Origin of the sequence: Streptomyces sp. NBC_00400 (genome assembly GCF_036048035.1) — a bacterium.
Taxonomy (GTDB): Bacteria; Actinomycetota; Actinomycetes; order Streptomycetales; family Streptomycetaceae; genus Streptomyces.
Window position 1 is genome coordinate 7,963,810 of the sequence record NZ_CP107940.1, and the last position, 23,281, is coordinate 7,987,090.

General features: G+C 69.3%; 19 protein-coding genes, 1 pseudogene and 1 riboswitch. Of the genes and pseudogenes, 7 read left to right on the plus strand and 13 right to left on the minus strand.

Annotated features, from left to right (window positions below; translation table 11 throughout):
• Positions 1–24: 24 nt before the first annotated feature.
• Positions 25–258, minus strand: coding sequence for an SDR family NAD(P)-dependent oxidoreductase (locus OHS81_RS37540; protein WP_443058812.1), 234 nt, complete (start codon positions 256–258; stop codon positions 25–27).
• An 84-nt stretch (positions 259–342) separates the two neighbouring features.
• Positions 343–1,182 carry an SDR family NAD(P)-dependent oxidoreductase gene (locus OHS81_RS34870; protein WP_328390012.1) on the minus strand — a complete coding sequence of 280 codons (840 nt, stop codon included), beginning with the start codon at positions 1,180–1,182 and terminating at the stop codon, positions 343–345.
• Between the two features lie 189 nt (positions 1,183–1,371).
• Between OHS81_RS34870 and OHS81_RS34875 the strand changes: the two genes are divergently transcribed.
• Entirely contained in the window at positions 1,372–2,292 is a 921-nt protein-coding gene (locus OHS81_RS34875) for a helix-turn-helix transcriptional regulator (protein WP_328390014.1), read from the plus strand.
• Between the two features lie 100 nt (positions 2,293–2,392).
• Here the strand turns inward: OHS81_RS34875 and OHS81_RS34880 are convergent, their stop codons facing one another.
• Entirely contained in the window at positions 2,393–2,794 is a 402-nt protein-coding gene (locus tag OHS81_RS34880) for an erythromycin esterase family protein (protein WP_328391644.1), read from the minus strand.
• 60 nt (positions 2,795–2,854) lie between these two features.
• Positions 2,855–3,319 (minus strand): erythromycin esterase family protein, encoded by a 465-nt coding sequence (locus OHS81_RS34885; RefSeq protein ID WP_328391646.1) that lies wholly within the window; start codon positions 3,317–3,319, stop codon positions 2,855–2,857.
• 320 nt (positions 3,320–3,639) lie between these two features.
• Here OHS81_RS34885 and mdlC point away from each other — a divergent pair, with 320 nt between their 5' ends.
• From mdlC to OHS81_RS34905, 4 genes and pseudogenes are all read left to right on the plus strand, one after another.
• Positions 3,640–5,259: a benzoylformate decarboxylase gene (gene mdlC, locus OHS81_RS34890; RefSeq protein WP_328390016.1), complete on the plus strand. Its 1,620-nt coding sequence runs from the start codon at positions 3,640–3,642 to the stop codon at positions 5,257–5,259.
• 308 nt (positions 5,260–5,567) lie between these two features.
• Positions 5,568–5,810, plus strand: a pseudogene (locus tag OHS81_RS34895) (LysR substrate-binding domain-containing protein); the annotation flags it as partial.
• Between the two features lie 1,137 nt (positions 5,811–6,947).
• A complete protein-coding gene (locus OHS81_RS34900; protein WP_328390018.1) occupies positions 6,948–7,946 on the plus strand; it encodes an NAD(P)H-dependent flavin oxidoreductase in 999 nt (332 codons plus the stop codon).
• A gap of 427 nt (positions 7,947–8,373) precedes the next feature.
• Positions 8,374–9,276 (plus strand): FG-GAP repeat domain-containing protein, encoded by a 903-nt coding sequence (locus OHS81_RS34905; protein WP_328390020.1) that lies wholly within the window; start codon positions 8,374–8,376, stop codon positions 9,274–9,276.
• A 320-nt stretch (positions 9,277–9,596) separates the two neighbouring features.
• On the opposite strand, the gene OHS81_RS34910 is transcribed toward OHS81_RS34905, so the two are convergent.
• The 7 genes from OHS81_RS34910 to OHS81_RS34940 form a co-directional block, all read right to left on the minus strand.
• Positions 9,597–9,728, minus strand: a complete 132-nt coding sequence (locus OHS81_RS34910) for a hypothetical protein (protein WP_328390022.1) — start codon at positions 9,726–9,728, stop codon at positions 9,597–9,599.
• A 214-nt stretch (positions 9,729–9,942) separates the two neighbouring features.
• Entirely contained in the window at positions 9,943–10,968 is a 1,026-nt protein-coding gene (locus tag OHS81_RS34915; protein ID WP_328390024.1) for a hypothetical protein, read from the minus strand.
• Between the two features lie 283 nt (positions 10,969–11,251).
• On the minus strand, positions 11,252–11,947 hold the full coding sequence (locus tag OHS81_RS34920) for an alpha/beta hydrolase (RefSeq protein WP_328390026.1): 696 nt from the start codon (positions 11,945–11,947) through the stop codon (positions 11,252–11,254).
• A 187-nt stretch (positions 11,948–12,134) separates the two neighbouring features.
• On the minus strand, positions 12,135–12,371 hold the full coding sequence (locus OHS81_RS34925) for a hypothetical protein (protein ID WP_328390028.1): 237 nt from the start codon (positions 12,369–12,371) through the stop codon (positions 12,135–12,137).
• Between the two features lie 124 nt (positions 12,372–12,495).
• Positions 12,496–14,814, minus strand: coding sequence for a 5-methyltetrahydropteroyltriglutamate--homocysteine S-methyltransferase (gene metE, locus OHS81_RS34930; RefSeq protein WP_328390030.1), 2,319 nt, complete (start codon positions 14,812–14,814; stop codon positions 12,496–12,498).
• A gap of 165 nt (positions 14,815–14,979) precedes the next feature.
• Positions 14,980–15,207: riboswitch (cobalamin riboswitch) on the minus strand.
• Between the two features lie 170 nt (positions 15,208–15,377).
• Positions 15,378–16,247: a 3-hydroxybutyryl-CoA dehydrogenase gene (locus OHS81_RS34935; protein ID WP_328390032.1), complete on the minus strand. Its 870-nt coding sequence runs from the start codon at positions 16,245–16,247 to the stop codon at positions 15,378–15,380.
• Positions 16,244–17,599 carry a malate synthase gene (locus tag OHS81_RS34940; protein ID WP_328390033.1) on the minus strand — a complete coding sequence of 452 codons (1,356 nt, stop codon included), beginning with the start codon at positions 17,597–17,599 and terminating at the stop codon, positions 16,244–16,246. Before OHS81_RS34940 ends, OHS81_RS34935 begins: the two co-directional genes overlap by 4 nt.
• Positions 17,600–17,968: 369 nt before the next feature.
• On the opposite strand from OHS81_RS34940, the gene OHS81_RS34945 reads away from it, so the two are divergent.
• On the plus strand, positions 17,969–19,375 hold the full coding sequence (locus tag OHS81_RS34945) for a short-chain fatty acyl-CoA regulator family protein (protein WP_328390035.1): 1,407 nt from the start codon (positions 17,969–17,971) through the stop codon (positions 19,373–19,375).
• 267 nt (positions 19,376–19,642) lie between these two features.
• Here OHS81_RS34945 and OHS81_RS34950 read toward each other — a convergent pair whose 3' ends face one another.
• Positions 19,643–20,293: a carbonic anhydrase gene (locus OHS81_RS34950; RefSeq protein ID WP_328390037.1), complete on the minus strand. Its 651-nt coding sequence runs from the start codon at positions 20,291–20,293 to the stop codon at positions 19,643–19,645.
• Between the two features lie 374 nt (positions 20,294–20,667).
• Here OHS81_RS34950 and OHS81_RS34955 point away from each other — a divergent pair, with 374 nt between their 5' ends.
• Complete coding sequence (locus OHS81_RS34955; RefSeq protein WP_328390039.1) at positions 20,668–21,924, plus strand: PP2C family protein-serine/threonine phosphatase; 1,257 nt, start codon at positions 20,668–20,670, stop codon at positions 21,922–21,924.
• Between the two features lie 174 nt (positions 21,925–22,098).
• Here the strand turns inward: OHS81_RS34955 and OHS81_RS34960 are convergent, their stop codons facing one another.
• Entirely contained in the window at positions 22,099–23,274 is a 1,176-nt protein-coding gene (locus tag OHS81_RS34960; protein ID WP_328390041.1) for a GTP-binding protein, read from the minus strand.
• Positions 23,275–23,281: the final 7 nt, after the last annotated feature.

Consider the following 23,281-nt stretch of genomic DNA (forward strand, 5'->3'; position numbering starts at 1 on the left):
ACCACTGCATGGGCGCCGGCGATGTCACGCGGGCGCGACGGGGCAGACGCAAGGCGGCGGCACGGAGGCGGAGGCAGCGCCCGTGCCGCCGCTTCTTGTGTACGGGCCGATCACCTCCCGGTGTGCGGACCCGAGAATGTCCTCACGGAGTCCGGCGAGTCCGTGCTGACGCCGTGCGACGACGGTGACCGAGGCTCCTCGTGTTGCCAGGCCGTGTGCGGTGGCCGCGCCCATGCCGCTGGAGGCACCGGTGACCACGGCTATCCGGCCGTCAAGCGGCCGGCCCCATGATGAGTGGGGACATGGAAGGATTCACTTCCTGCTGGTGTTCCGACGGTCTGGTCAGACGGCGTCGTCGTGGGCGGTGGCCGTGGACTTCGTCTGCCATGCGGTGAGGTCGTCCTGGAGCCGGCCGATCTTGACCTGCCGGCGCTCGACGGCATCACGGCCGAGCGGCAGGTGGGTGGGCAGCTTGTTCCGACAGGTCACTTCGTAGATCAGCGCGGCCCCCTTGACCGGATCGCCGAGCTGGGCGTGGTTGGCCTGGCCGATCCAATCGAGGGTGTCGTGGGCCGGGGTGCCGTCGTAGGCGGGAATACGGTGGGCGGCGGTGGACAGTGAGCTGCCGTCGAGGAAGTCGGTGCGGAATACGCCGGGTTCGACGACCATGCTCTGGATGCCGAACGGTGCGAGTTCCACGGAAAGGGCTTCGCTGATCCCGGCGACGGCGAACTTCGAGGCGCTGTACATGCTGACGCCGGGCTCGCCCTCGAATCCGGACCGCGATCCGATGTGGACGATCTTGCCGTGCCCCGCCTCACGCATCACGGGAAGGACCGCACGGGTGACATTGATCAGGCCGAAGACGTTGAGGTCGAACAGGGAGCGCGCTTCGGCGTCCGTGATCTCCTCCAGAGCACCGAGCAGTCCGCGCCCGGCGTTGTTGACGAGCACGTCGATACCGCCGAACCGGCCGACGGCCGCTTCGACGGTCCGCGTGATGTCCTCGCTGCGGGTGACGTCCAGCGCGAGGCCGAGCACACGCTCGGACCGCTTCAGGTCATCCGGCAGGCTGTCCAGGTTACGGGCCGTGACCACGACCGCGTCACCGCCCGCCAGCGCGGCTCGGGCGATCTGCAGACCGAACCCGCGGGAGGCTCCGGTGATGAACCAGGTAGACATGAACGACTCCTTCTCTCGTCAGTGACGGAACGGAAACGGGGAACGGGACCGTGTCCCCGCCGTCTGCCCCTCCACTGAACCAGCCCTGAGCAGGGAAAAGGGGGGCAAAGAGGGCCCGGCCGATCGGGGGACGAACTGGGCCACCCTCTCGTGCCCCATGCAGGGTGCGAACGCGCGAGACTCGGTGGCATGAACCGTGAGGAGACAAGCTCTCGCCTGGCGGAGTTCCTGCGCTCGGCTCGCGCCCGCCTCAGCCCGCAGGAGGCCGGACTGGAGGAGGAAGGCTTCGGCCGCCGCCGGGTGCCCGGACTACGGCGGGAAGAACTCGCCCGACTGGCCGGCGTGAGCGTGGACTACTACACCCGCCTGGAACAGGGCCGCAGCCCCAGCGCCTCAGCAGAAGTCCTTGACGCGCTCGCCACCGCCCTGCGCCTCGACGACGCCGAACGCGCCCACCTGCACACCGTCGCCCGCCCCACGTCAGCCCAGCGCAAGCGTCGATCCCGGCCGCAGCGCGTCCATCCCGGCACCTGGGACCTGCTGGAAACCCTGGAGGCCGCCTGCCGGCCGGGCTTCGTCCTCGGCAGGCGCCTCGACGTCCTTGCCCACAACCGCCTCGCGGGCCGGCTCATCACCGACTTCCGTGCCCTGCCCGCCGCGCAGCGCAACCAGGCACGCTTCGTCTTTCTCGACCCCCACGCCCGCGAGCTGTACGCAGACTGGGCCACCGTCGCTGCCGACACGGCTGCCATGCTCCGCCTCGACGCCGGCCGTCACCCCGACGACCCCGCCCTCAGCGCTCTCGTCGGTGACCTGTCCATACACAGTCAGGATTTCCGCCGCTACTGGTCCGACAACAAAGTCCACCAGCGCACCACCGGCACCAAGGACTACCACCACCCCCTCGTCGGCGACCTCACCATCAGCTACCAGGCCCTCACCCCCGTCGACGACCCCGACCAGATTCTGTTCATCTATCGCACCGAACAAGGCAGTCCATCGGAAACGTCACTGCGGCTGCTGGCCTCCTGGAACAAACCCACGACACCAGCGGCAGAGTTGGAGCACGACCCCACCGCTCCACGTAGCACCGGAAACCGCAGGCACTGACAGCGGTCGGCCTCCCCGCCCATCACCGTCACACGCAAAGTCAGGCAGCCCGCCGTACATCCGGACGCGCAACGGACCAGACCGGATAGTGGGGTGCCGCTCACGGCAGCCATCGCACTGGGGTCACTCGGCGGATGTGGATGAGCACGTCGAATGCATCGGCGAGAGAAGCAACGGCGATGTGCTCGGCGGCGTCCCGGGACGGGTCATAGACCCCGCTGATCACGCGGGCCTTCGCCGGTCCGTCCCACCGGCGGCGTACCGTGTCGCGGCGCAAGTCCAGCCAGTGGGCGGGCAGATCCACCTCGCCGAGCTTCGCGTCGATCAGATCGCCGGCCGGCTGCGGGACGGTGACGACACCGAGATCTCCGTGATGGAATCCGATCGCCACGGAGACGTACTGCGCGCCGTACCACTTGCGCAGCAGACTGCCTTCGCTGGGCTGGGCGCCACGCTCGGGAGCCAGCGGGCTGGTCACCGCGGCCGCCGAAGTATGAGCGATCCCATCCTAGTAGACCACGCGCAGACCGGTCCGATGCTGATAGTCGCCGATCGCACCAGCTCATACTGCGACATCGTCCGTGGAGAGGCCTTGCCCGGCGATGCTGCGTTCATGGAAGTCCACGATCAGACGCATCCGCGTCAGGATGCCGTCGTCATGGTCGGCGTCGGGCAAGGACCGGATCAGCGCGAGCGCGTCGCGGGCATGGTCGGCGAACGGGCGCCCCGGGTGAATTCCCCGGGCGCGCTGCACATGCTCCGCGGTGTGGTGAGCTGTCCGGATCGGTGCCAGGTGAGACGCCACCTCTGCCAGCCGTTCCGGGGCCGACCCGCGTACGTGATCCAGGACGGCGTCGTAGTCCTCGGGCTGCGCCTGCACGGGGATCACGCCGAAGATCCGGATGGGGTCGTTCGGGTGCTCCCGGTTGAACGCCCGGATCCACTCCCATGCCGCGGCCATCTCGACGGTGCGCCAGGGACGCCAGGCACGACACTCACGTGGGCCGACTCGGCCGCGAAGCGCCAGCTCAAGCGGTCAGACGCAAGCCGAGGAAGATGTCGAGGCGGCACGGACCGGGCGGAAGGGCACGCTCACAGAGCAGGGCTCATAGGTGGGATCGCTCGGGCCCGGGCGAGCTCACCACGCCGACGCTTCCCCGTCACCCACGTACCGGAAAACACGCGAGCGGTACGCCGGGTTTTTCTCTCTCGCTGCTAAATTCGCGACCAAGGGTTGCATCAATGCCCTACCGGTTCTGCATGCAGACTGGCGGCCGGATCCGGAACTCCGTGCATCGACGACGTTCATGGGAACGACGACGCAAATGCGCGACGAAGGAGAATGCTGTGACGAGTGTCCGTGAAGCCACCATTGATCTGCTCAGGAAGCACGGTCTGAACACATGGTTCGGCAATCCTGGCTCCTCCGAACTGACCCTGCTGGAGGAATTCCCCAGCGACTTCCGTTATCTCCTGGGTCTGCAGGAAATGGTGCCGGTCGGTATGGCCGACGGCTTCTCGCAGGTCACCGGACGTCCCGCGCTGGTGATGGTGCACACCGCGCCCGGCCTCGGCAATGCTGTGGGTGCCCTGTACAACGCCTACCTGAACAAGACGCCTCTCCTCGTCATCGCGGGCAACCAGCGTCGTGTCATGCAGAATCAGAAGTGCCTCCTGACCAACGAGGACGCCGTCCTGGTCCCGCGTCCGTTCGTTAAATGGTCCGCCGAGCCGGCCATCGCGAGCGAGGTACCCGCGGTCCTCGCCCGCGCCCTCCACGTCGCGATGTCCCCGCCCACCGGTCCGGTCTTCGTCTCCGTGCCGATGGACGATATGCACCATGAACTCAACGACACTCAAGTCGCGGAGATCGAGGTAATCCGGAATCGGGAGATCACCCATGCCGGAGGGTTCCGCAAAGACCTGGCGAAGGAAATCGCCGGTCGGCTCTCCGCCGCGAAGTCACCCGCTTTTGTCGTCCATGGCGACCTGGAGCACGCCGGGGCCTGGGACCCGTTTGTGAAGCTGGCCGAGCGCAGCAAGGCCGCCGTGTGGACGGCACCGCTTCCGGGCCTGTCGGGGTTCCCGGAGAACCACCCGCTGTACCAGGGCCTGCTCCCGCCCGGCGCCGGCTGGATCTCCGAAGAGCTGAAGGGCCACGACCTCGTCATGGCTCTGGGCGGCCCGGTCTTCCGCTACTACCCCTATATCCCCGGCCCGTATCTGCCCGAGGGCACCTCCCTCATCCACATCACGAGTGACCCGGACGAAGCCGCCCGCGCCCCCGTCGGCGACGCCTACGTGGCGGACGTCCGGGCCTCGGTGGAGGCCGTGCTGGCCGAGACCTCCGAGTCGTCGCGCACCGCCCCCCAGGCCCGGCCCGACGTACCGCGTCCGGAACGGGCCGAAGCCCCGATGCAGGCCGCGGACCTGTGGGCGGCCGTCGGCCACGCCGCCCCGGCGGACGGCCTGTTCGTGACCGAAGCCGGTTCCAATGAAATTCCGATCACGTCGTACGTACGGCCCGGCGCCTCCCTCTCCCACATGTCCGCTGTCGGCGGGGGCCTCGGATTCGGGCTGCCCGCCGCTGTCGGCGCCCAACTCGGTGCCCCGGACCGCCCGGTGCTCGCCCTCATGGGCGACGGGTCGATGCACTACGCGATCACGTCCCTGTGGACCGCGGCCCGCTACAAGATCCCGCTGACGATCGTCGTCTCCTCCAACGAGGAGTACGGCGTCCTCAAGCAGTTCGCCGACATCGAGAGCGCCACCGGCGTCCCCGGACTGGATCTGCCCGGGCTGAACATCGTTGCTACTGCTGCGAGTTACGGCATCGACGCGCACGAAGCCACCGACACCGACCAGGTCGCCGAGATGGTCCGCGCCGGAGTCGACGACCGGGAACGCCCGACCCTCATCAACGTCCGGACGAACAAGGCCAGGAAGGTTACCCCTCGCCTGACCTGAGCCCGCCCGCCGGGGCCACGCAGGTGCTCAGTACCGGGTGCATGGCGTCCAAGGCGACGAGCTGGACAAGCAAGCCCGCGGCGACGATGAGAAGCCCGGCCCGACCTCACGCTGAGCGCCACCGACAGGCTCTGTGATCCAGCCTCCGACAGCCCCGGCCACCGGAGGTCGCGGTGCAGGGCGGTGCGCCAGGACTCGACGGCGTACCCGACCTGGCTGCGCCCGGTGAACAGGACCAGGTCGTCCGTTCCCATACGGGCCGCAAGGCCCTCGACGAGGGCCCGGCCGAGGCCCTGGTCGGCGCCCGTGACGAGATCGATGCGACCGCCCGCGAACTGTCCGGCCTGCCCGAGCACGGCGGAACCGTGCGCCTGGGCTGGGTGCCCAGTGCCGGTACGACTCTGGTGCCGCACGCCCTCGCCGCGCTGCGGCGCAGCGATCCCGGCCCGCACGTGATCAGCCGCGAAGGAGGCACCCCGGCGCTGGCGCGCGCTCTACGGGCGGGCTCCATCGATCTCGCCCTGCCGGCCTCCGCCCCCAGGTGGTCGCCATGCGCTTGCCGGACCTCGGAACCGATGCGGAAGATCGGTCCAGGACGTCTTGCTGACCGGCTGTCGACGACTGGTGCAGCGACTGACCACGGCTCGACTGGCACGCGGCAGTGGCAACTGTTCCTGACGTGCCGGCGGCTTCGCCTGACCATTCCTCACTGATGTGATGGGAAAGAGGTGTTGGTCTCGAATCCTGTGGCTCGGGTGCAGGAATCCGGAGCGCAAATGGCGTGAGGAGATCCGATGTCTGAATCCGATGGGGCGGGCCGAAGAAGTGGGAATTCAGAGAGCGACCAGCGGCCACGTTGTGTACACGAAAATCGGCATATTTAACTTAACTTTCAGCCATTCCGTTTGATTTCGGCTCATGTCGCGGCGTAGCGTGGGAAGTGGTTCAGCTGGACAGCTGGATGATCATCAGAGATGCAAGGAGGCACAATGAGCTTCCGAACCGTATTCCCCCGCAGGCATGGCGACGACTGGGACGACTATGGCCGACGCGGGTACGGTCGTGGACGTGGAGGCGGCTATGGCCGTGGTCGTGGACGCGGCTTCGGTCGTGGACGCGGCTTTGGCCGAGGTCGCGGGTTCGGCCGCGGAGGCCGTTTCTAGCGACCCCAACGGGGCAACTTCGAGGCTGGTCCCCCATCGTGAGGGCCGGCCTCGAAAGGTGCTGCGAGGCCGGGGCTGCCGATCGTGCCAATTCCTGCGTGAGGGCCGGCCTCGAAAGGTGCTGCGAGGCCGGGGCTGCCGATCGTGCCAATTCCTGTTCGCGCTATCCGTATAGGGAGGACGCGCGATATCGGCGAAGGCGGCTCAGCGCGCGCTCGCGTCGGTCAACAACTCATTGAGTGTGCCGAGCCCCCGGCGTTCCGGGTTTCTGCGCAAGGGAAACGCTGCGTGAGGCACACATTGGGTCACACGCAGCGCGCTTCCGGGCCTTCCCTGCCCGTGATATTCAGTATCCCCGTCGACGGCTCGCATCGCAATCGTGGATGGGCAACGTGCCGGAGCCGAAACCTGCCGCCGACCGGCCGCTACGGATGGCCCCCAGGGCGCCGCCACGGTCGCCCCGTCCGCCCTGCCGCCCCGGGCATGTCACCCGGCGGAATGTCGTCCATCCGTTAGCGTACGTCCATGTTGCAGACGAGATTCACCGAGATGTTCGGACTTGCTCATCCGGTGATGTCGGCCCCCATGGCCCTGCACAGCGGCGGGACACTCGCTGCCGCGGTTTCCGTCGCCGGCGGGCTCGGCTGTTTCGGGGGTACGCACCCCTGGAAGGGGCCCGACTGGATCCGTACGGAGATCGCGACGATTCGTGGCACCACGGACCGGCCGTTCGGAGTCGGGTTCATCACGCCGCTCCTCCCTCTCACCGAGCCGCTGTTCGACGCCACGCTGGAGGAGCGGCCGGACGTCGTCGCGTTGTCGTTCGCCGATCCCCGGCCGTGGATCGCCCGGGCCAAGCGGGCGGGAGCCCGGGTGATGTGCCAGGTGCAGAGCTATGAGGACGCCGAGACGGCTGTTGCCGCAGGTACCGATGTCCTCGTGGCGCAGGGCAACGAGGCCGGCGGCCACACCGGGACGATGGGCCTGCTGCCCTTCCTGGCCGGGATCGTGCGGAGGTACCCGGATGTCCCGGTGCTGGCCGCAGGCGGCATCGGCGACGGACGAACGCTCGCGGCCGTCCTCACCGCCGGTGCGGACGGTGCCTGGCTGGGTACGGCCTTCCTCGCCACCCCCGAGGCCGTCGAGGTGCACGACATCCACAAGAGCCTGATCATCGAGAGCGACGGCGGCGACACTGTGTGGACACGCACCTACGACATTGTTTCGGGACTGCCGTGGCCCGCAAGTATCGGCGAACGCGTCCGCCGCAATCGCTTCACCGACGAGTGGTCGGAGCGCGAATCAACGCTGCGGGACCGCGCGGAGGAGATCAGGCCTGCGGAAGGCGCCAGCCCCTTCGGCGCCCCGCCCGACCCCGAGACGAGCGAAATCATCTACGGTCAGTCGGCGTCCTTCGTGGAGGGTGTGCGCCCGGCCTCCGACGTGGTCCGCGTGATCAGCGAGGAGGCGGAAGCAATCCTGCACTCACGGCCTCGCTCGCTACTCGGCCGGCCGGCAACCTGAACGGCGTGCCGGCCGTCCCCGAGGGAACGGCCGCACACGCCCGTGCTGAGTGGCCCGGGCGCAGAAGGACGACACCTCCGGGCGAGGATCAGGCATGTGCTGCGATGAACCGGACGCGCCGCTCGATCGGCGAGTGCCCCGTCGGCAGCGGTCCGGGTGGGATGCCCGGGGAACCGACGAAACTCGCTGCCCTGCGGGGTTAGGGGGCCTGTACGGGTTTCTGATCCGGTCCGGGTCATCACCGAGGGCGGTTGTCCCCAACGGGGTTGCCGCCCTTCCTTGTTGCCGTCCGGGCGGAATTCAGAATTCCCCACCCCACCGCAAAACCACTGGGACAGACGTGCAAAGATCCGGACAATGATGCGGGCGCTTCCCACACTTATGCGGAGCGCACCGACGGATTCCCGCATACTTCATGGAGTCATACGTGACCCAGTCTTCCCGGCGTGCACGCGCCCTGTCGCGTCTCGCCACCTCGGCGATCGCCGTAGTCCTGGTTGGTGCCACCGCCGGCACCGCTCTGGCCGATGCTCCTGCGACGACCGGTCCGGAGAAGAACGTCGCCCGGAGCGCCGCCGCGGCCGGGCAGCACAAGCCCACCCCTGCCGCGCCGTTCTTCTTCCTCTCCGGGATCCTGCCGTCGGGCCAGATGTACGCCTACATGCCCGATGGGAAGGGCGGCTTCGACGAGCGGTCGGGCGCCTATGTCTGGCCGCACTTCAGGTACGGGGTGTCGGTCGACCCCGATCTGACCGGCTACCAGGACGGTGCGTACCACGTCATGGACGACGGCGCGCTGAATCTCTGGCGCAACGGGCGCCTCAAGAAGGTGGCCACCGGGTGGGGTCAGTACAACGTCGCCTTCTCTCCCGGCACCCTGGGCGGCGCCAAGCACCCCGACCTGCTGGCCCGCGACAAGCAGGGCATCCTGTGGCGCTTTCCGGCCAAGGCGGACGGCTCGCTGGCACTGCGCGTCAAGGTCGGCCCCGGCTGGAACCAGTTCACCCAGATCGCCGGTCAGGGTGACCTGACCGGCGACGGCAAGCCGGACATCGTCGCCCGCGACAAGCCGGGCGTCCTCTGGCTGTACAAGGGCACGGGCGATCTGCGGAAGCCGTTCGCGTCCCGCGTGAAGGCTGGTCCCGGCTGGAACCAGTTCAACAAGCTGGTGGCGACGGGTGACGTCGACGGCGACGGCCACAGCGACCTCCTCGCCCGCGATCCCCAGGGGAACCTGTGGTTGTACAAGGGCACGGGCAAGGCGTCGTCGCCGTTCGCGTCCCGGGTGAAGGTCGGCTCTGGCTTCCACCAGTACCGCGATCTGTTCTAACCATCCTTATGGGGCGAGGCGATCGCGTTATGCCCCGTAGCGCGACACAGGACCTCTACGCGGTCTACGCGGCCCGTTCTCCGGCGAGCCGTCTCAGCTTTCGCCGGTCGGCGACGAGGACTCCGTAGACGTGCCGGCTGCCTCCGCCTGGGCGGAGAGGAGTTCACCGCCCCGTCCTCGGCGCCCGCCACCTCGGGCCGCCGTCCGCCGGCTGTTGGAATGTGCTCCAGCGCATGTGAGTGCGGCGCACCGAGCGGCCGCAGTCGGCCTGGCGAGCCAGGGCGTCGCTACGCCAGGGCAAGGGGTCTGTTTGGTTGTGGTCAGGCGGTCGTCACAGCGAATGGGCCGGTGCCGACGGTGAGGGTGGTGGTGACGGTGTTGGCCGTTGTGTCGATCACCGACACCGCGGACGAGCCGTTGTTGGTGACGTAGGCGCGGGTTGAAGGTGACACCGGCACCCGTCAGATTCGACCCGGTGAGAGTGAAGGCGGTGCCTCCCGAAGGGGCGCGTCCTGACGTGCGGCCACCCATGAGGCCCAGCGCACACCGCGACCATCCGGCGCACATGTACCCCCAGCGCTCACCTCTCCCTTCCGGTGAGGTCGACGGTGGTGCTGCGGCCGGCAGCTACGGGAGGCTCGGTGCAAGGCAGGAGGGATGGGGGCTCTATCGTGCCACCGGCTGGTGGAGCCAGGGCGCGCTGGTGGCCCAGAAGATGGCGTCGACTCCGAGGGTGTTCGTGCCGAAGTCGGTGAACTCCTGCCGGGTGTACGGCTTCTTCGTCTTGGGGCTCTTGTACTGGAAGTCGGGTTCCTGTACGGCCATGGCCACCATGGGAAGCTGCCCCCGGTACTTCTTGAAGAAGGGGTACGAGTTCTCCATCTGCGCCGGGCGGTCCGGCAGGATGTCCGGTCCTCCCAGGCCGATTCCGTGCGCCTTGGCGAACTCGAAGGTGCGGCTCATGTACTTGCGGCTGTTGTTCCATTCACCGGGCCAGAAGTTGACGTACTGGATGAACGGCGTCTTGGTGAAGACCTTCTTGCCATAGGCCATGTTGTCGAGTTCCGCCTTGAAGTAGGCGTCGTCGCTGTAGCCGGTGTGGTCCTTCTCGGTGTCCACCTCGGTGGCGGTTTCCGGCAGGTTCACCCCGGCGAGGCGACCGTCGAACCGTTGTGACATCACCTTCAGCAGCTGCTGGAAACGGCCCCGCACCTGCGGGTTCCATTGCGCCGCGACCGTCCCGGGCTCTCCGGGGCCGAGGCCGCTCTCGTTCTTTGTCGGAGCCGCGCCGCCCTTGTACTCCGGATCCTTCAACAGATAGTCCGGGAGCCTCGTCGGCGGCGCGAAGAACCGGTCCTGGACCTGGATGAACAGCTTCTTGTGGCGGGACTGCACAGCGTTCAGCGCCCGGTCGATCTCCGAGAAGTCGTACTGATTCTTCTTCCGCTCCAGCGCCTTCCACGGCACCACCAGCTGCACGCCGGCGACATCGGGGCGATCGATCAACGGCTTCACATTGGCGTCGAAATCCCCGATGGAGGCGTAAAGGTAGTTCTTCGCCTTCTTTCCGGCCGCTGCGGCGGAAGCCTTTCCGGGCACCGGAGCGGGAGCCCCAGAGGCCACCGCGGCCGCGCCCGTCAGGCCTATCGCCACGAGAATTCCGACACCGACAGCAATTCGTTTGGTCACCATGAACCCCACGGTGCTGCACAGTTGTGAGAGGAATGTAAGAAGGCCGGACAACCCTCTGACCAAGAGGCCGACTCAAGTGGCTGGTGGACAGTGAGAAGGACACGGTCCGAGGTGTAGGTGCAGCCACGCTCGATGCGCACTGGAACTGCCTCCATCGTTGCCCGTGAAGACGACGAACAAGACCGCCAGGAACCACCGGGGTCCGGCCGCAAGCGCGTCGGGGTGCTCTACGAGCAGGCGGAGGCCCGGCGGATGGCGGGCTCGGCTCGTCCTGCGGCTGTCGTCACAGGCTCAGCAGCAGGTCCCGGACTGCTGCAGGCCGGGACAGGAACGGGTGGTGGCCGGCGTCGAGCTCGACGATGCTTCCGGCCCGGCGGGCGAACTCGCGCTGCAGCCGCGGCGGGGTGCCCCGGTCCTGAGCGCAGACGAGGTACGTCGAGGGCAACTGCTGCCATGCGGCCGCCCCGACCGGCTGCCCGGTCACCTGCATGTTCTGCCGGGCGAGGTGGTCCGCCGCCTGCGCCTGGACCTCGGGGTCGCAGTCCTGCAGAAATGTGTCCACGAGCAGTTCGGGACGGACCCCGAACGTGCCGGTGCCGGGGTCGACGTCGAGGAACGGGGCGGGGCTGCCGTCCCCGAAATCCGACAGGCTCTGCCCGGCCTCGGGCAGGTAGCTGGAGACCAGCAGCAGGTGGCGCACCGCCCCGATTCCCGCAGCGGCCTCCGCAGTGACGACACCGCCGTAGCTGTGGGCGACCACGACGGTCGGCTCGTCGCCCGCCTGCAGCTCCTGCCGCACCGCGGCAACATCCTCGGGCAGCCCCGGACCGCCGACGCCGCCGGGCAGGCCCGTCTCGCCGCAGCTCGGCAACGCCGGGGCCACGCTCGGCACGCCCTGCTCCTGCAGCAGCTCGGCGGTGCGGTGCCACCACCACGACCCGTCCCGCACGCACGCCCCGTGCACGAACACGACTCTCATCGCCACCTCCAAGTCGGCTTCGACTGCCCCGGGCCGGTTTGCCGATCGTCAAGTTCCCCGTGCATGCGTCCCGGTGATGAGGGAGCGGAGGACGGACCATCGGTCACGGTCAGCCTCCCCCGCGGAGCAGGAGGCACGCCGGTGCAGGGCCAGTTAACCGGATGACGGTGCGCTCGATCCACAGGCGCTACCGCGCGTGTGCCGGGACGGCGAGTAGGTTGTCGATGACTGGTGCCTGCCGGGGCTGGTTGCCGTACTCATCGGCCGCCCGGTCTTCCTGCTGCAGGGCGTCGCCCAGCGCTTCGACGAAGTCCGTCATGGCGACGAGGGTGTCCCGCACGAACCGCAACTTCGTGCCTTGCCCACCGAGCCGGCGGCGCACGGCGGTCAGCCCTTCGAAGTCGCGGGGTGGCGCGGCGGCCATCGGGACGCCGTCGATGACAACGTGCTGAGGCTGTTCTCAACGTGGGATCTTCCTCGCGCAGCTGCATGGCGGCCCGGGACGGCCGGGAGGGGGCGGCTGCGTTCCCTCCCGGCCGTCGGCGGGATCAGGAGCCGGCGAGCTCCGTTCGGACGGTACGGGCCGCGGTGACCAGGTTCTCCAGCGAGGCGCGGGTCTCTGGCCAGCCGCGGGTCTTCAGGCCGCAGTCCGGGTTGACCCAGAGACGCTCGGCCGGGATGGCCTCAAGTCCCTTCCGCAGCAAGGCCGCTGCCTCTTCGGCGCTCGGGACGCGCGGGGAGTGGATGTCGTAGACACCGGGCCCGGCCTCGCGCGGGTAGCCGTGGGCGGCCAGCTCCCGGGCGACCTGCATGTGGGAGCGGGCGGCCTCCAGGCTGATGACGTCGGCGTCGAGGTCGTCGATGGCCTGGACGATGTCGCCGAATTCGGCGTAGCACATGTGGGTGTGGATCTGGGTGCGGTCCTGTACGCCGCTGGTGGTGAGGCGGAACGCCTCGGTGGCCCAGGCCAGGTATGCGGGGTGGTCGGTGGCCCGCAGCGGCAGCGTCTCGCGCAGCGCGGGCTCGTCGACCTGGATCACCGAACTCCCGCCCTGCTCCAAGTCGTTCACCTCGTCACGCAGCGCCAGCGCCACCTGGCGGGCGGTGTCGCCGAGCGGCTGGTCGTCGCGGACGAAGGACCAGGCGAGCATGGTGACCGGGCCGGTGAGCATGCCCTTGACCGGGCGGTCGGTCTGCGACTGCGCGTAGGACGTCCAGGGGACCGTCATCGGCTCGGGCCGGGAGATGTCCCCGGCCAGGACCGGCGGGCGGACGTAACGGGTGCCGTAGGACTGGACCCAGCCGTGCTGGGTGGCGAGGTAGCCGGTGAGCTGTTCGGCGAAGTACTGGACCATGTCGTTGCGCTCGGGCTCACCGTGCACGAGGACGTCGATGCCGGCCTTCTCCTGGAAGGCGAGGACGTCGCGGATCTCGGCCTTGATGCGCTCCTCGTAGCCCGCGGCGTCGAGGCGTCCCGCCCGCAGGTCGGCACGGGCGGTGCGCAGTTCGGCGGTCTGCGGGAACGAGCCGATGGTGGTGGTCGGCAGCAGCGGCAGCCCGAGGTGGGCGCGCTGGGCCGTCGCCCGCTCGGCGTACGGCGCGCGGCGGCGGCCGTCGGTGTCGGTAATGGCGGCGGCACGCGCGCGCACCGCCGGGTCGTGGGTGATCGCGGAATTCGCCCGGGAGGCCAGGTCGGCACGGTTCGCGGCGAGTTCGGCGGCGATGGTTTCGGTGCCCTGGGACAGGCCCCGTGCGAGTGTCACCAGCTCCGCGGTCTTCTGCTTGGCGAAGGCCAGCCAGCGGACGATCTGCGGGTCGATGTCGCGCTCGACGGCCGCGTCCAGCGGCACGTGCAGGAGCGAGCAGGAGGCGGCCACGTCGACCCGGTCGGCGAGGCCGAGCAGGGTGCCGAGGGTGGTCAGCGACTTTTCCAGGTCGTTGATCCAGATGTTGCGGCCGTTGACCACACCCGCGACCAGGCGCTTGCCCGGCAGTCCGCCGACGGCCGCCAGCGCGTCGAGGTTGGCCGCGGCCGCGTCGGTGAAGTCGAGCGCCAGACCGTCCACCGGAGCCTTGGCCAGGACGGGCAGGGCGTCGCCGAGCCGGTCGAAGTACGACGCGACCAGGAGCTTCGGGCGGTCGTCGAGGGTGCCCAGCTCGCGGTAGGCGCGCGCGGCGGCGCTCAGCTCGGCCGGGGTGCGGTCCTGGACGAGGGCGGGCTCGTCGAGCTGCACCCACTCGGCGCCGGCGGCGCGCAGGTCCGCGAGGACTTCGGCGTAGACGGGCAGCAGCCGGTCCAGGAGGGTCAGCGGCTCGAAGTCGGCGGCCACACCGGGAGCGGGCTTCGACAGCAGGAGGTAGGTGACCGGCCCGACGAGCACCGGCCGGGCGGTGAGACCGAGGGTGAGGGCTTCGGTGAGCTCGGCGACCTGCTTGGCCGAGTCGGTGGTGAAGACGGTGTCCGGGCCCAGCTCGGGGACGAGGTAGTGGTAGTTGGTGTCGAACCACTTGGTCATTTCCAGCGGTGCGACGTCCTGGGTGCCGCGGGCCATCGCGAAGTAGCCGTCGAGGGCGTCGGCTGCGACGGCGTCGCGGTGGCGGTCCGGGACAGCACCGACCATGACGCTGGTGTCCAGCACATGGTCGTAGTACGAGAAGTCACCGGTGGGCACCTCGTGGATGCCGGCGTCGGCCAGGTGCTGCCAGTGCGAACGGCGCAGGTCCTTGGCGGTCTCCAGCAAGGTGTCCGCGGTGACGCGGCCCTTCCAGTAGCCCTCGATGGCCTTCTTCAGTTCCCGGTGCTGTCCCTGGCGGGGGTAGCCGTACACGGTGGCCCGTGCTGCCGCGGCTGCGGGCTTTGCTGTCACGGAACTCTCCTTCGCGAATACGTGTCATGAAGTCCCGGAGACGGAACGAGGCACGCGAAGGGATGACGAACCGGGCGGAACCACGGTGCGCTCGCGACGCACGTGTCCGCCTGGTGTGTACGCCGACCCGCCCTCGAGGTCACCGGGATAGCCGTCCACACATGGGGTGTGCACGGGCAACGGGCAGGTCTTCGGACTCGCGGGCGCGCCTGCCGGAGTCTTCCGGCGGGCACCTACTGGCCGTCGCTTCCCGGATCCGCGGCCCGGATCCAGTGCGTATGACGGCGGTCGTTCCCACTCACCGCTGCGGGGCAGTCCCGGATTTCCACCGGGTTCCCTCTTACGACGCGGCCCGTCTGGCGGACGGGGCGAACCAATTGCCCGGCCAGCGTAGGGCGTGATGCCCGTATCGGACACCTCTGTTCGCATGTCGGACTGTGAGATGAGACACCGGCGCGACGGGGTTCACACGCGACAGGGCGCGGAACGGCCCCGTTGCTCCGTTCCGCGCCCCGTACCGCACGCCCGCCGGGCCCTTCAGCCCGGCGGCGATCCAGGGCCCCTCAGCCCTGGTCGTAGGTGTGGAACCCGCGGCCGGTCTTGCGGCCGAGCAGCCCCGCCTCCACCATGCGCTGGAGCAGCGGTGGCGGTGCGTAGAGGGGTTCCTTGAACTCGTCGTAGAGGGACCGGGCGATGGCGGCCACGGTGTCCAGGCCGATCAGGTCGGCGAGCTTGAGCGGGCCCATCGGGTGGGCGCAGCCCAGCTCCATGCCCGCGTCCACGTCAGCGGCGGTGGCGAAGCCGGACTCGGCCATCCGGACCGCCGAGAGCAGATACGGCACGAGCAGGGCGTTGACGACGAAGCCGGCCCGGTCCTGGGACCGTACGACCGTCTTGGCCAGGGTGCCGGTGACGAAGTCCTCGGCTGCGGTGACCGCCGCCGGCGCGGTGTGCAGGGAGGGGACGACCTCGACGAGCGGCAGCACCGGCACCGGGTTGAAGAAGTGCAGCCCCAGGACCCGGTCCGCGCGACGGGTCGCCATGCCGAGCCGCATGACGGGGATCGCCGAGGTGTTGGTCGCCAGGATCGCCTCCTCGGCCTCGACGACCTTGTCGAGTGCGCTGAAGACCTCGGTCTTGGCCTCGGCGTTCTCGACGACGGCCTCGATGACGAGCTGCCGGTCGGCGAGGTCGTCGAGACGGCCCGTGAAGACCATCCGGGTCAGGGCGTCCTCCGCCGAGATGCGGTCCAGCTTGCCGCGCTGCACGGCGCGTTCGAGGGAGACGGCCACCCGCTCCCCGGCGGCACGGGCGGCTACCGCGTCCGCCTCGCAGACCACGGTGTCGAGTCCGGCGCGGGCGCATACCTCGGCGATGCCCGCCCCCATCTGGCCGCCTCCCACCACACCGACCCGTCGGATGCTCTGCCTCATGAGCGTGCCTCCGCGCGTCGGACGAGGTGCCGGGAGTAGGCATCGGGAGTGAAGAAGGGCGGCAACTCCCGTGCCATGGCTGTTCGTTCGAAGAGAGAGCTGACCTCCTCGACCTGAGCCCAGGGAAATTCGGCTCCCAGGGCGGCGGCCTCGTCGTCGAGCACGCGCAGTACCGTCTCCCGGTCGATGACCCGGTGCCGCAGCCACTGCCAGATCTGCACCCGGGCGATCTCGGCGGTCGCCGCGTCCTCCATCAGCCCGTTCACGGCGACCGCTCCGCTGCCCCGCAGCCAGGCGTCGAAATAGCGCAACGCGACGGCGATGTTGGTACGCACACCCTCCCGGGTGGGCGGGCCGCTGATACGGCGCACGGTCAGCAGGTCCGCGGCGGTCACCTCGGCCTCGTCACGGGTGCGCTCCATCTGGTGCGGCCGGTCGCCGAGGACGTCGTCGAAAGCCGTGCGGCAGACGGGGGCGAGACCGGGGTGGGCGACCCAGGAGCCGTCGAATCCGTCCTCCGCCTCCCGCTCCTTGTCCAGCCGGACCTTGGCCAGTGCGGCCTCATGGGCGGCTGCGTCCTTGCTGGGCACCGGGGCCGCCATGCCGCCGATCGCGTGGGCGCCCCGCTTGTGGCAGGTGCGCACCAGCAGTTCGGTGTACGCCAGCATGAAGGGAGCGGTCATGGTGACCTTCGCCCGGTCCGGCAGCAGGAAGTCGGTGCGGTGGCCGAAGGTCTTGATCAGGCTGAAGAGGTAGTCCCAGCGGCCCGCGTTGAGTCCGGCGCTGTGTTCGCGCAGCTCGTAGAGGATCTCTTCCATCTCGAAGGCCGCGGTGATCGTCTCGATCAGGACGGTGGCACGGACGGTGCCGCGGGGGATACCGAGGAGACCCTGGGCGAGGACGAAGATGTCGTTCCACAGGCGGGCCTCGTACCGGTTCTCCAGCTTGGGCAGGTAGAAGTACATGCCGTGCTGGGCGTAGCCGCGGGCCAGGTCGAACATGCCGTGATTGAGGGAGTGGAAGCCGGCCAGGGTGATGAACTGGAAGCGGTAGCCCATCGCGGCCAGTTCCCGCTGGAACGTGGCGATCTGGTCGTCGTCGAGGGCGGCCTTGACCTGCTGCACCGCCTGACCGCCGGTCAGCGCGCCGAGCGCATGGATGTAGTCCTGCTCGTGCAACTGCCGCCACAGCCGCTCGGCCCCGCGCCGGGCCGGCGTGTGCTCCTCCCGGACGCTGCCCGACAGCCGCACCACGTCCTCGGCCGTGTAGGTGCGCTCGATGTCCTTCCAGCGCGGGTCGGCCGCCCACCGCTGCGCCAGCTCCGCGGCCGTCGCCGTGCTTGCCTGTGCCATGACCGTCTCCCGGTTCTGTCTGAGTCTTTGTCAACGATGCGAATGTGGCACGGAGTGCCGCATTCGGGTGTGGCCCGCCGGAGGTCCTTGCGCGATCAAAGGTGAGCAATGTTGCGCGAACTTCCGCGCGGAACGGCCGGCGTCTCCGACGTCAGGGCGTGAATCGTGCCCGGTGTTCCGCTCCGGTCGCCGGTTCCGGCGGGCCGTACTCAGACTTTGACACCGGCACTGAGTGCCATCAACCATGGATGCGTGCCAAGTTCTGCGTATCTTCCGGCCCGTCTTTGCCAACGTTGCGAAGGTTCGACGGGGCGAGGCTGCGCTGAGGATCCAGGGCAGAGACACCTGCGCAGAGGGGCGACGATCACCGTGAGCAAGACCTATGCCGGAGCACGCCTGCGCCGGCTGCGCGAGGACCGGCGGCTGAGCCAGGCGGCCCTGGCGCGGATGCTGGAGATCTCGCCCAGCTACCTCAACCACATGGAACACGACTCGCGCCCGCTGACCGTCCCGGTCCTCCTCCGCCTCGCCGAAGTGTTCGGCGTCGATGCCGGTTTCTTCTCCGAACGCGACACCAGCCGGCTCGTCGCCGACCTGCGTGACGCCCTCGCCAACGAGATCACTGCCGACCGGGTATCCCGCTCGGACCTGGCGGAACTCGCCTCCCGGATGCCCGCCGTCGCCGGAGTGCTGGTCGACCTGGGCCGCCGCAACCACCAGCTCACCGAGCGGCTGGCCGAAGCCGCGGAGGGGAGGGGGAAGACCGTCGCCGCCCTGCCGCGTTCCCCGCACGAGGAGATCCGCGAGTTCTTCTACCGCCGCCAGAACTACCTCCACGACGCCGACCTCGCCGCCGAGGAGCTTGCCACGGAGATCGGCATCCGCCCTGGTGAGGTCGTGCGCGTCCTGACCGCCCGCCTGGCCGAACGCCACGGCGTACGGGTGTCAGGGGACTCGCGCGTGCTGCACCATTACGACCCCGGCGGCCGCGTCCTGCACCTGTCGAGCAGACTGCGCCCCGGTCAGCAGGCGTTCCGGATGGCCACCCAGCTGGCGTTCCTCGAATGCGACGACGAACTGTCCCGGCTCGCATCGCAGGACTTCCCGGCGGACTCCGCCGCCTGGTCACTGGCCCGCATCGGCATCGCCAACTACTTCGCCGCCGCCCTGATCCTCCCTTACCGCCGCTTCCACGCGGCGGCCGAAGAGGCCCGCTACGACATCGAGCGGCTCACCGACCAGTTCGGCTTCGGCTACGAGACCGTCTGCCACCGCCTGAGCACCCTCCAACGTCCACGACTGCGGGGCGTCCCGTTCTCCTTCGTACGGGTGGACCGCGCGGGCAATATGTCCAAACGGCAGTCCGCGACCGGCTTCCACTTCTCCCGGGCGGGCGGCACCTGCCCGCTGTGGAACGTCTACGAGGCGTTCGCCGCGCCCGGCCGTATCCATGTCCAGATCGCCGCCATGCCGGACGGGCAGCGTTACCTGTGGACCGCACGAGCGATCACCCGGCACCGCGGGGGCTGGGGCGAGCCCGGCAAGACGTTCGCCATCGGCCTCGGCTGCGAGGTCCGGCACGCTTCCCGCATCGTCTACTCCGACGGCCTGGACCTCGGCAACGCCGCGGCGGCCACCCCGATCGGCATGGGCTGCCGCATCTGTGAACGCACCGACTGCCCGCAGCGGGCGGTCCCGCCACTGGACCGCCGGCTCGCTGTGGACGAGAACAGCAGCACGTTCGTGCCGTACCCGATCACTGAACCGGAAGTCTGAGGGCGCGTTCAGCGGCCGGAACGCGCGGTGGCCGCCGGTGCCCCGGGTGCGGATTTCAGCTGTGCGGTCCGTGGCGGGGTGGACTTACCAGGACGTCCAACGTCAACTCCGCCACTATGTAGTCCCTTGCGCCGACTGGCCGGGTAGCCCGCCGCCGGCCCGGCCCGGCCCGGCGTTGCGGGAGGGGCCCCTCACCCATCGGTGTCGGGCTCGTCGCCGTGCAACACGCGTGCCTTGATGCCGGGTTCGACGCGCTGCCCGGACTGTTCAGTCGGCCGTCCCGCCGGTGGCGGCTTCTGTCTGCAGACCGTGAGAGGTCACCAGCCGGGCGCTGCCGTCGGCCAGTCGGTAGGACAGGCCCACTACGGCCGCGCGTCCGGCGGCAACTTGGCCGGCGAGGGCTCGGGAGCGGTCCAGGAGAAGGTCGACGGTGTGCCGAATGTGCTCGGCGATGATGTCGTCATCGCTGGTGAGCCCGGCTGCGCGAGCGGCCAGGACGCTGGGTGTGACGCGTTCGATGACGTCGCGTACGTACCCGCCGGCGGCGACGCCGTCGGACAGGGCGGCACGGGTGGCTGCGACCGCACCGCACGAGTCGTGGCCCAGCACCACGACCAGCGGGCAGTCCAGCACGCTCACCCCGTACTCGATGCTGCCCAGCACCTCGGGCCCCGCGACGTGGCCTGCGGTGCGGACTACGAACAGGTCGCCCAGGCCCTGGTCGAAGATGATCTCGGCGGCCAGGCGTGAGTCGGAGCAGCCGAAGAGCACGGCGAAGGGGCGCTGGACGGGGACCGTCTCGGCGCGGCGTGCGGCATCCTGGTTCGGGTGCTGTGGGGCGCCGGCAACGAAGCGCTGGTTGCCGGCCAGTAGCAACTCGACCGCTTCGGCTGGGGACGGTGGCGGAGCGTCAGTCATACCTGCAGGCTACGACCGGTCGCAGCCCGCCGCAGTGCCGGGGCCGCCAAAGGCAGGCACAGGCGCGGCCGCCTGTTGTCATCACCAGCGGTAGACGGTGCCGGAGGCGGCATCACCAGCACACTGCGGAATGCACGCTCACCACACTCCGGACGATCCGTCCGGTCCCGGCTGACTCGGGACCGCCACGCTGCGACCATTACCACCGCGAAGAAGATATTCTCCGCACAGAGGGGCAAACAGCATCGATTGACGAGGGATGCGTCGTCCCGAGCGGTCCTGGCCGGGGACCTGCCGACTGGTCGGTTGAGACCGCCGAGGAGGTGCACCGCGTGGCAGATGAGCGGGCGTGGTTGGGCGAATTGTTGAGATCAGTGGAATCGGCGCCCCCGGAGACGGCCGTCTCCGTGCTGGCCCAGCTGCTGGCGAGGAGGCTTGCCGCGACCGAGGTGTCCTTTCTGATCACGGACCTCGGCGGCAAGGCCGTCGTACGGCTGACCGGGGCCGCTGCGGAGGGCGGGCCGAAGCAGCCGCGGCGGATCCAGCTGCGCGGCTCGGTCTACGAGCGAGTGGTCCGCTCCCAGCAAGCGCACGTGGCGAGCGGCGATCGGGAGGGAGCGGGCGGACCGGGCCTGGTCCAGGTCATCGCGCCGGTGTCCGACCGCGGGGATGCGATCGGTCTGCTGGAGCTGACCGTGCCCGCCCGCCCCGACCGCCAGACGATGCAATTGATCGTCGATGCCGCCCATGCGCTCGCCTACGTGGTGATCGTCAATCGACGCTTCACCGATCTGTACGAATGGGGTCGGCGCACCACACGCCTGTCGCTGGCCGCCGAGATCCAGCACCGCCTGCTCCCCGACTCCTTCACCTGCGACACCGGCCGGTTCATCGTCGCCGGAGCACTGGAGCCGGCTGCCGACATCGGCGGGGACACCTTCGACTACACGCTCGACCGTCATGCCCTGCACCTGTCCCTCACCGACGCCATGGGGCATGACGTACAGGCGGCACTGCTGGCGACCATGGTTGTCGGAGCCCTGCGCAATGCCCGCCGGGCCGGCGGCAGCCTCCTCGACCAGGCCCAGGATGCCCACCAGGCCGTCGCGGACTACGCAGACCAAGCGCATCAGGCGTTCACCGACCGATCGGAGCAGGTGCGCCAGGCCATCATCCGGCACGGTGGCCAGGTCATGGCCACCGGCCAGCTGCTGCGCGTCAGTCTCGACACCGGACAGACCACCTTCATCAACGCCGGGCACGTCTGGCCGCTGCGCCTGCGCGACGGGCAGGTCGAAGAGCTCACTCCCCTGGTCGACCTGCCCTTCGGCGTCACCCCGAACCCGGGCTACCGCCTCCAGAGTCTCGACCTGCGCCCAGGCGACCGGTTGCTCCTGCTCACCGACGGCATGCTGGAGCCTCAGGGGACCGAAGCCGACCTGAGCGATCTGCTCCGGCAGACCAGCGAGTGGCACCCACGTGACGCCGTGCGCCTCTTCACCGAAACCGTTCTGGAACTTTCGCATCACGACCCACGCGACGACGCCACCGTTCTGTGCCTGGACTGGCCGGTCCCCAACGCCCCCTACACCGGCCCCAGGAACAGTGACGAACAGACCACGCCGTCCTGAAGACTGCTCCCGAGCCCGCCACCGTGTTCGCCATACGGGGCGCCCCCGGCGCCGGCCCCAACTGACCGACCGATCGGCGTGGCACGCACAAGTCCGGCAACCGGGTGTACTGCACCGTCGTGCCTACCGGGTTGGGCGGTGCCGTGGCTGCGACCACCGCCCAACCCGGAACTTTCAGGCCTGCGCGACCAGGTCGAGGCCGTGGTGCTCGTGTTCGCAGGCGTCGTCGATTCCGTACGTGTCCCATGCGGGGAACGGGTCCTCGGAGGGCTGTTCCCCGTCGGCCAGGAGACAGTCGGCCAGGGCCGCTCGCAGCGCTTCGGCGCGCAACTCCGTTCCGATGAAGACCAGTTCCTGGCCCTGGCTGTCGCCGACGGCACGGGCGCCGGACGGCTCGAAGCGGGCGACCGCGCCTGCCTGCGACCACAGCCCGGTGACGTTCGGTCGGCTGGCCAGCCAGAAGAAGCCCTTGGAGCGCAGGATGCGGCCGTAGGCGCCGCTGTCGAGTCCCTCGGCGACGAAGGTCCACAGCCGGCCGGGATGGAACGGTGTGTCGGCGCGGAAGACCGTGCTGGAGATGCCGTACTCCTCGGTCTCCGGTACGTGGTCGCCGTTGAGTTCCCGCACCCAGCCCGGGGCCAGCTGGGCCCGTTCCAGGTCGAACAACCCGGTGCCAAGGATGTCGGCAGTGGCCACCCGGCCGTGCCGGGCGGCCACGATGCGGGCGGCCGGGTTGAGGCGGGCGAGTGCCGCCTGCAGGCGTTCGGTGCCTGACGCGTCGACGAGGTCGGTCTTGTTGAGGACGATGACGTCGGCGAACTCGACCTGGTCCATCAGCAGGTCACTGACGGTGCGTTCGTCCTCCTCGTACTGGTCCAGGCCCCGCTCGGCCAGCCCGTCGCCTCCGTCCAGCTCGGGCAGGAAGTTGGCGGCGTCCACGACAGTGACCATGGTGTCGAGCCGGGCGAGGTCACTGAGGGACGCCCCGTCATCGCGCGGAAAAGCGAAGGTGGCGGCGACGGGCATCGGTTCCGAGATGCCGCTGGACTCGATGAGGAGATAATCGAAGCGGCCCTCGCGGGCCAGCCGGTCGACCTCTTCGAGCAGGTCGTCGCGCAGGGTGCAGCAGATGCAGCCATTGGTCATCTCGACCAGGCGCTCCTCGGTACGGGAGAGGGCGGCCTCGCCGCCGCGCACCAGCGCCGCGTCGATGTTGATCTCGCTCATGTCATTGACGATGACCGCGACGCGCAGGCCCTCCCGGTTGCTCAGGACCTGGTTGAGCAGGGTGGTCTTGCCGGCGCCGAGGAAGCCGGACAGGACGGTGACGGGCAGTCGGTTGTGCATCATTTCGTCG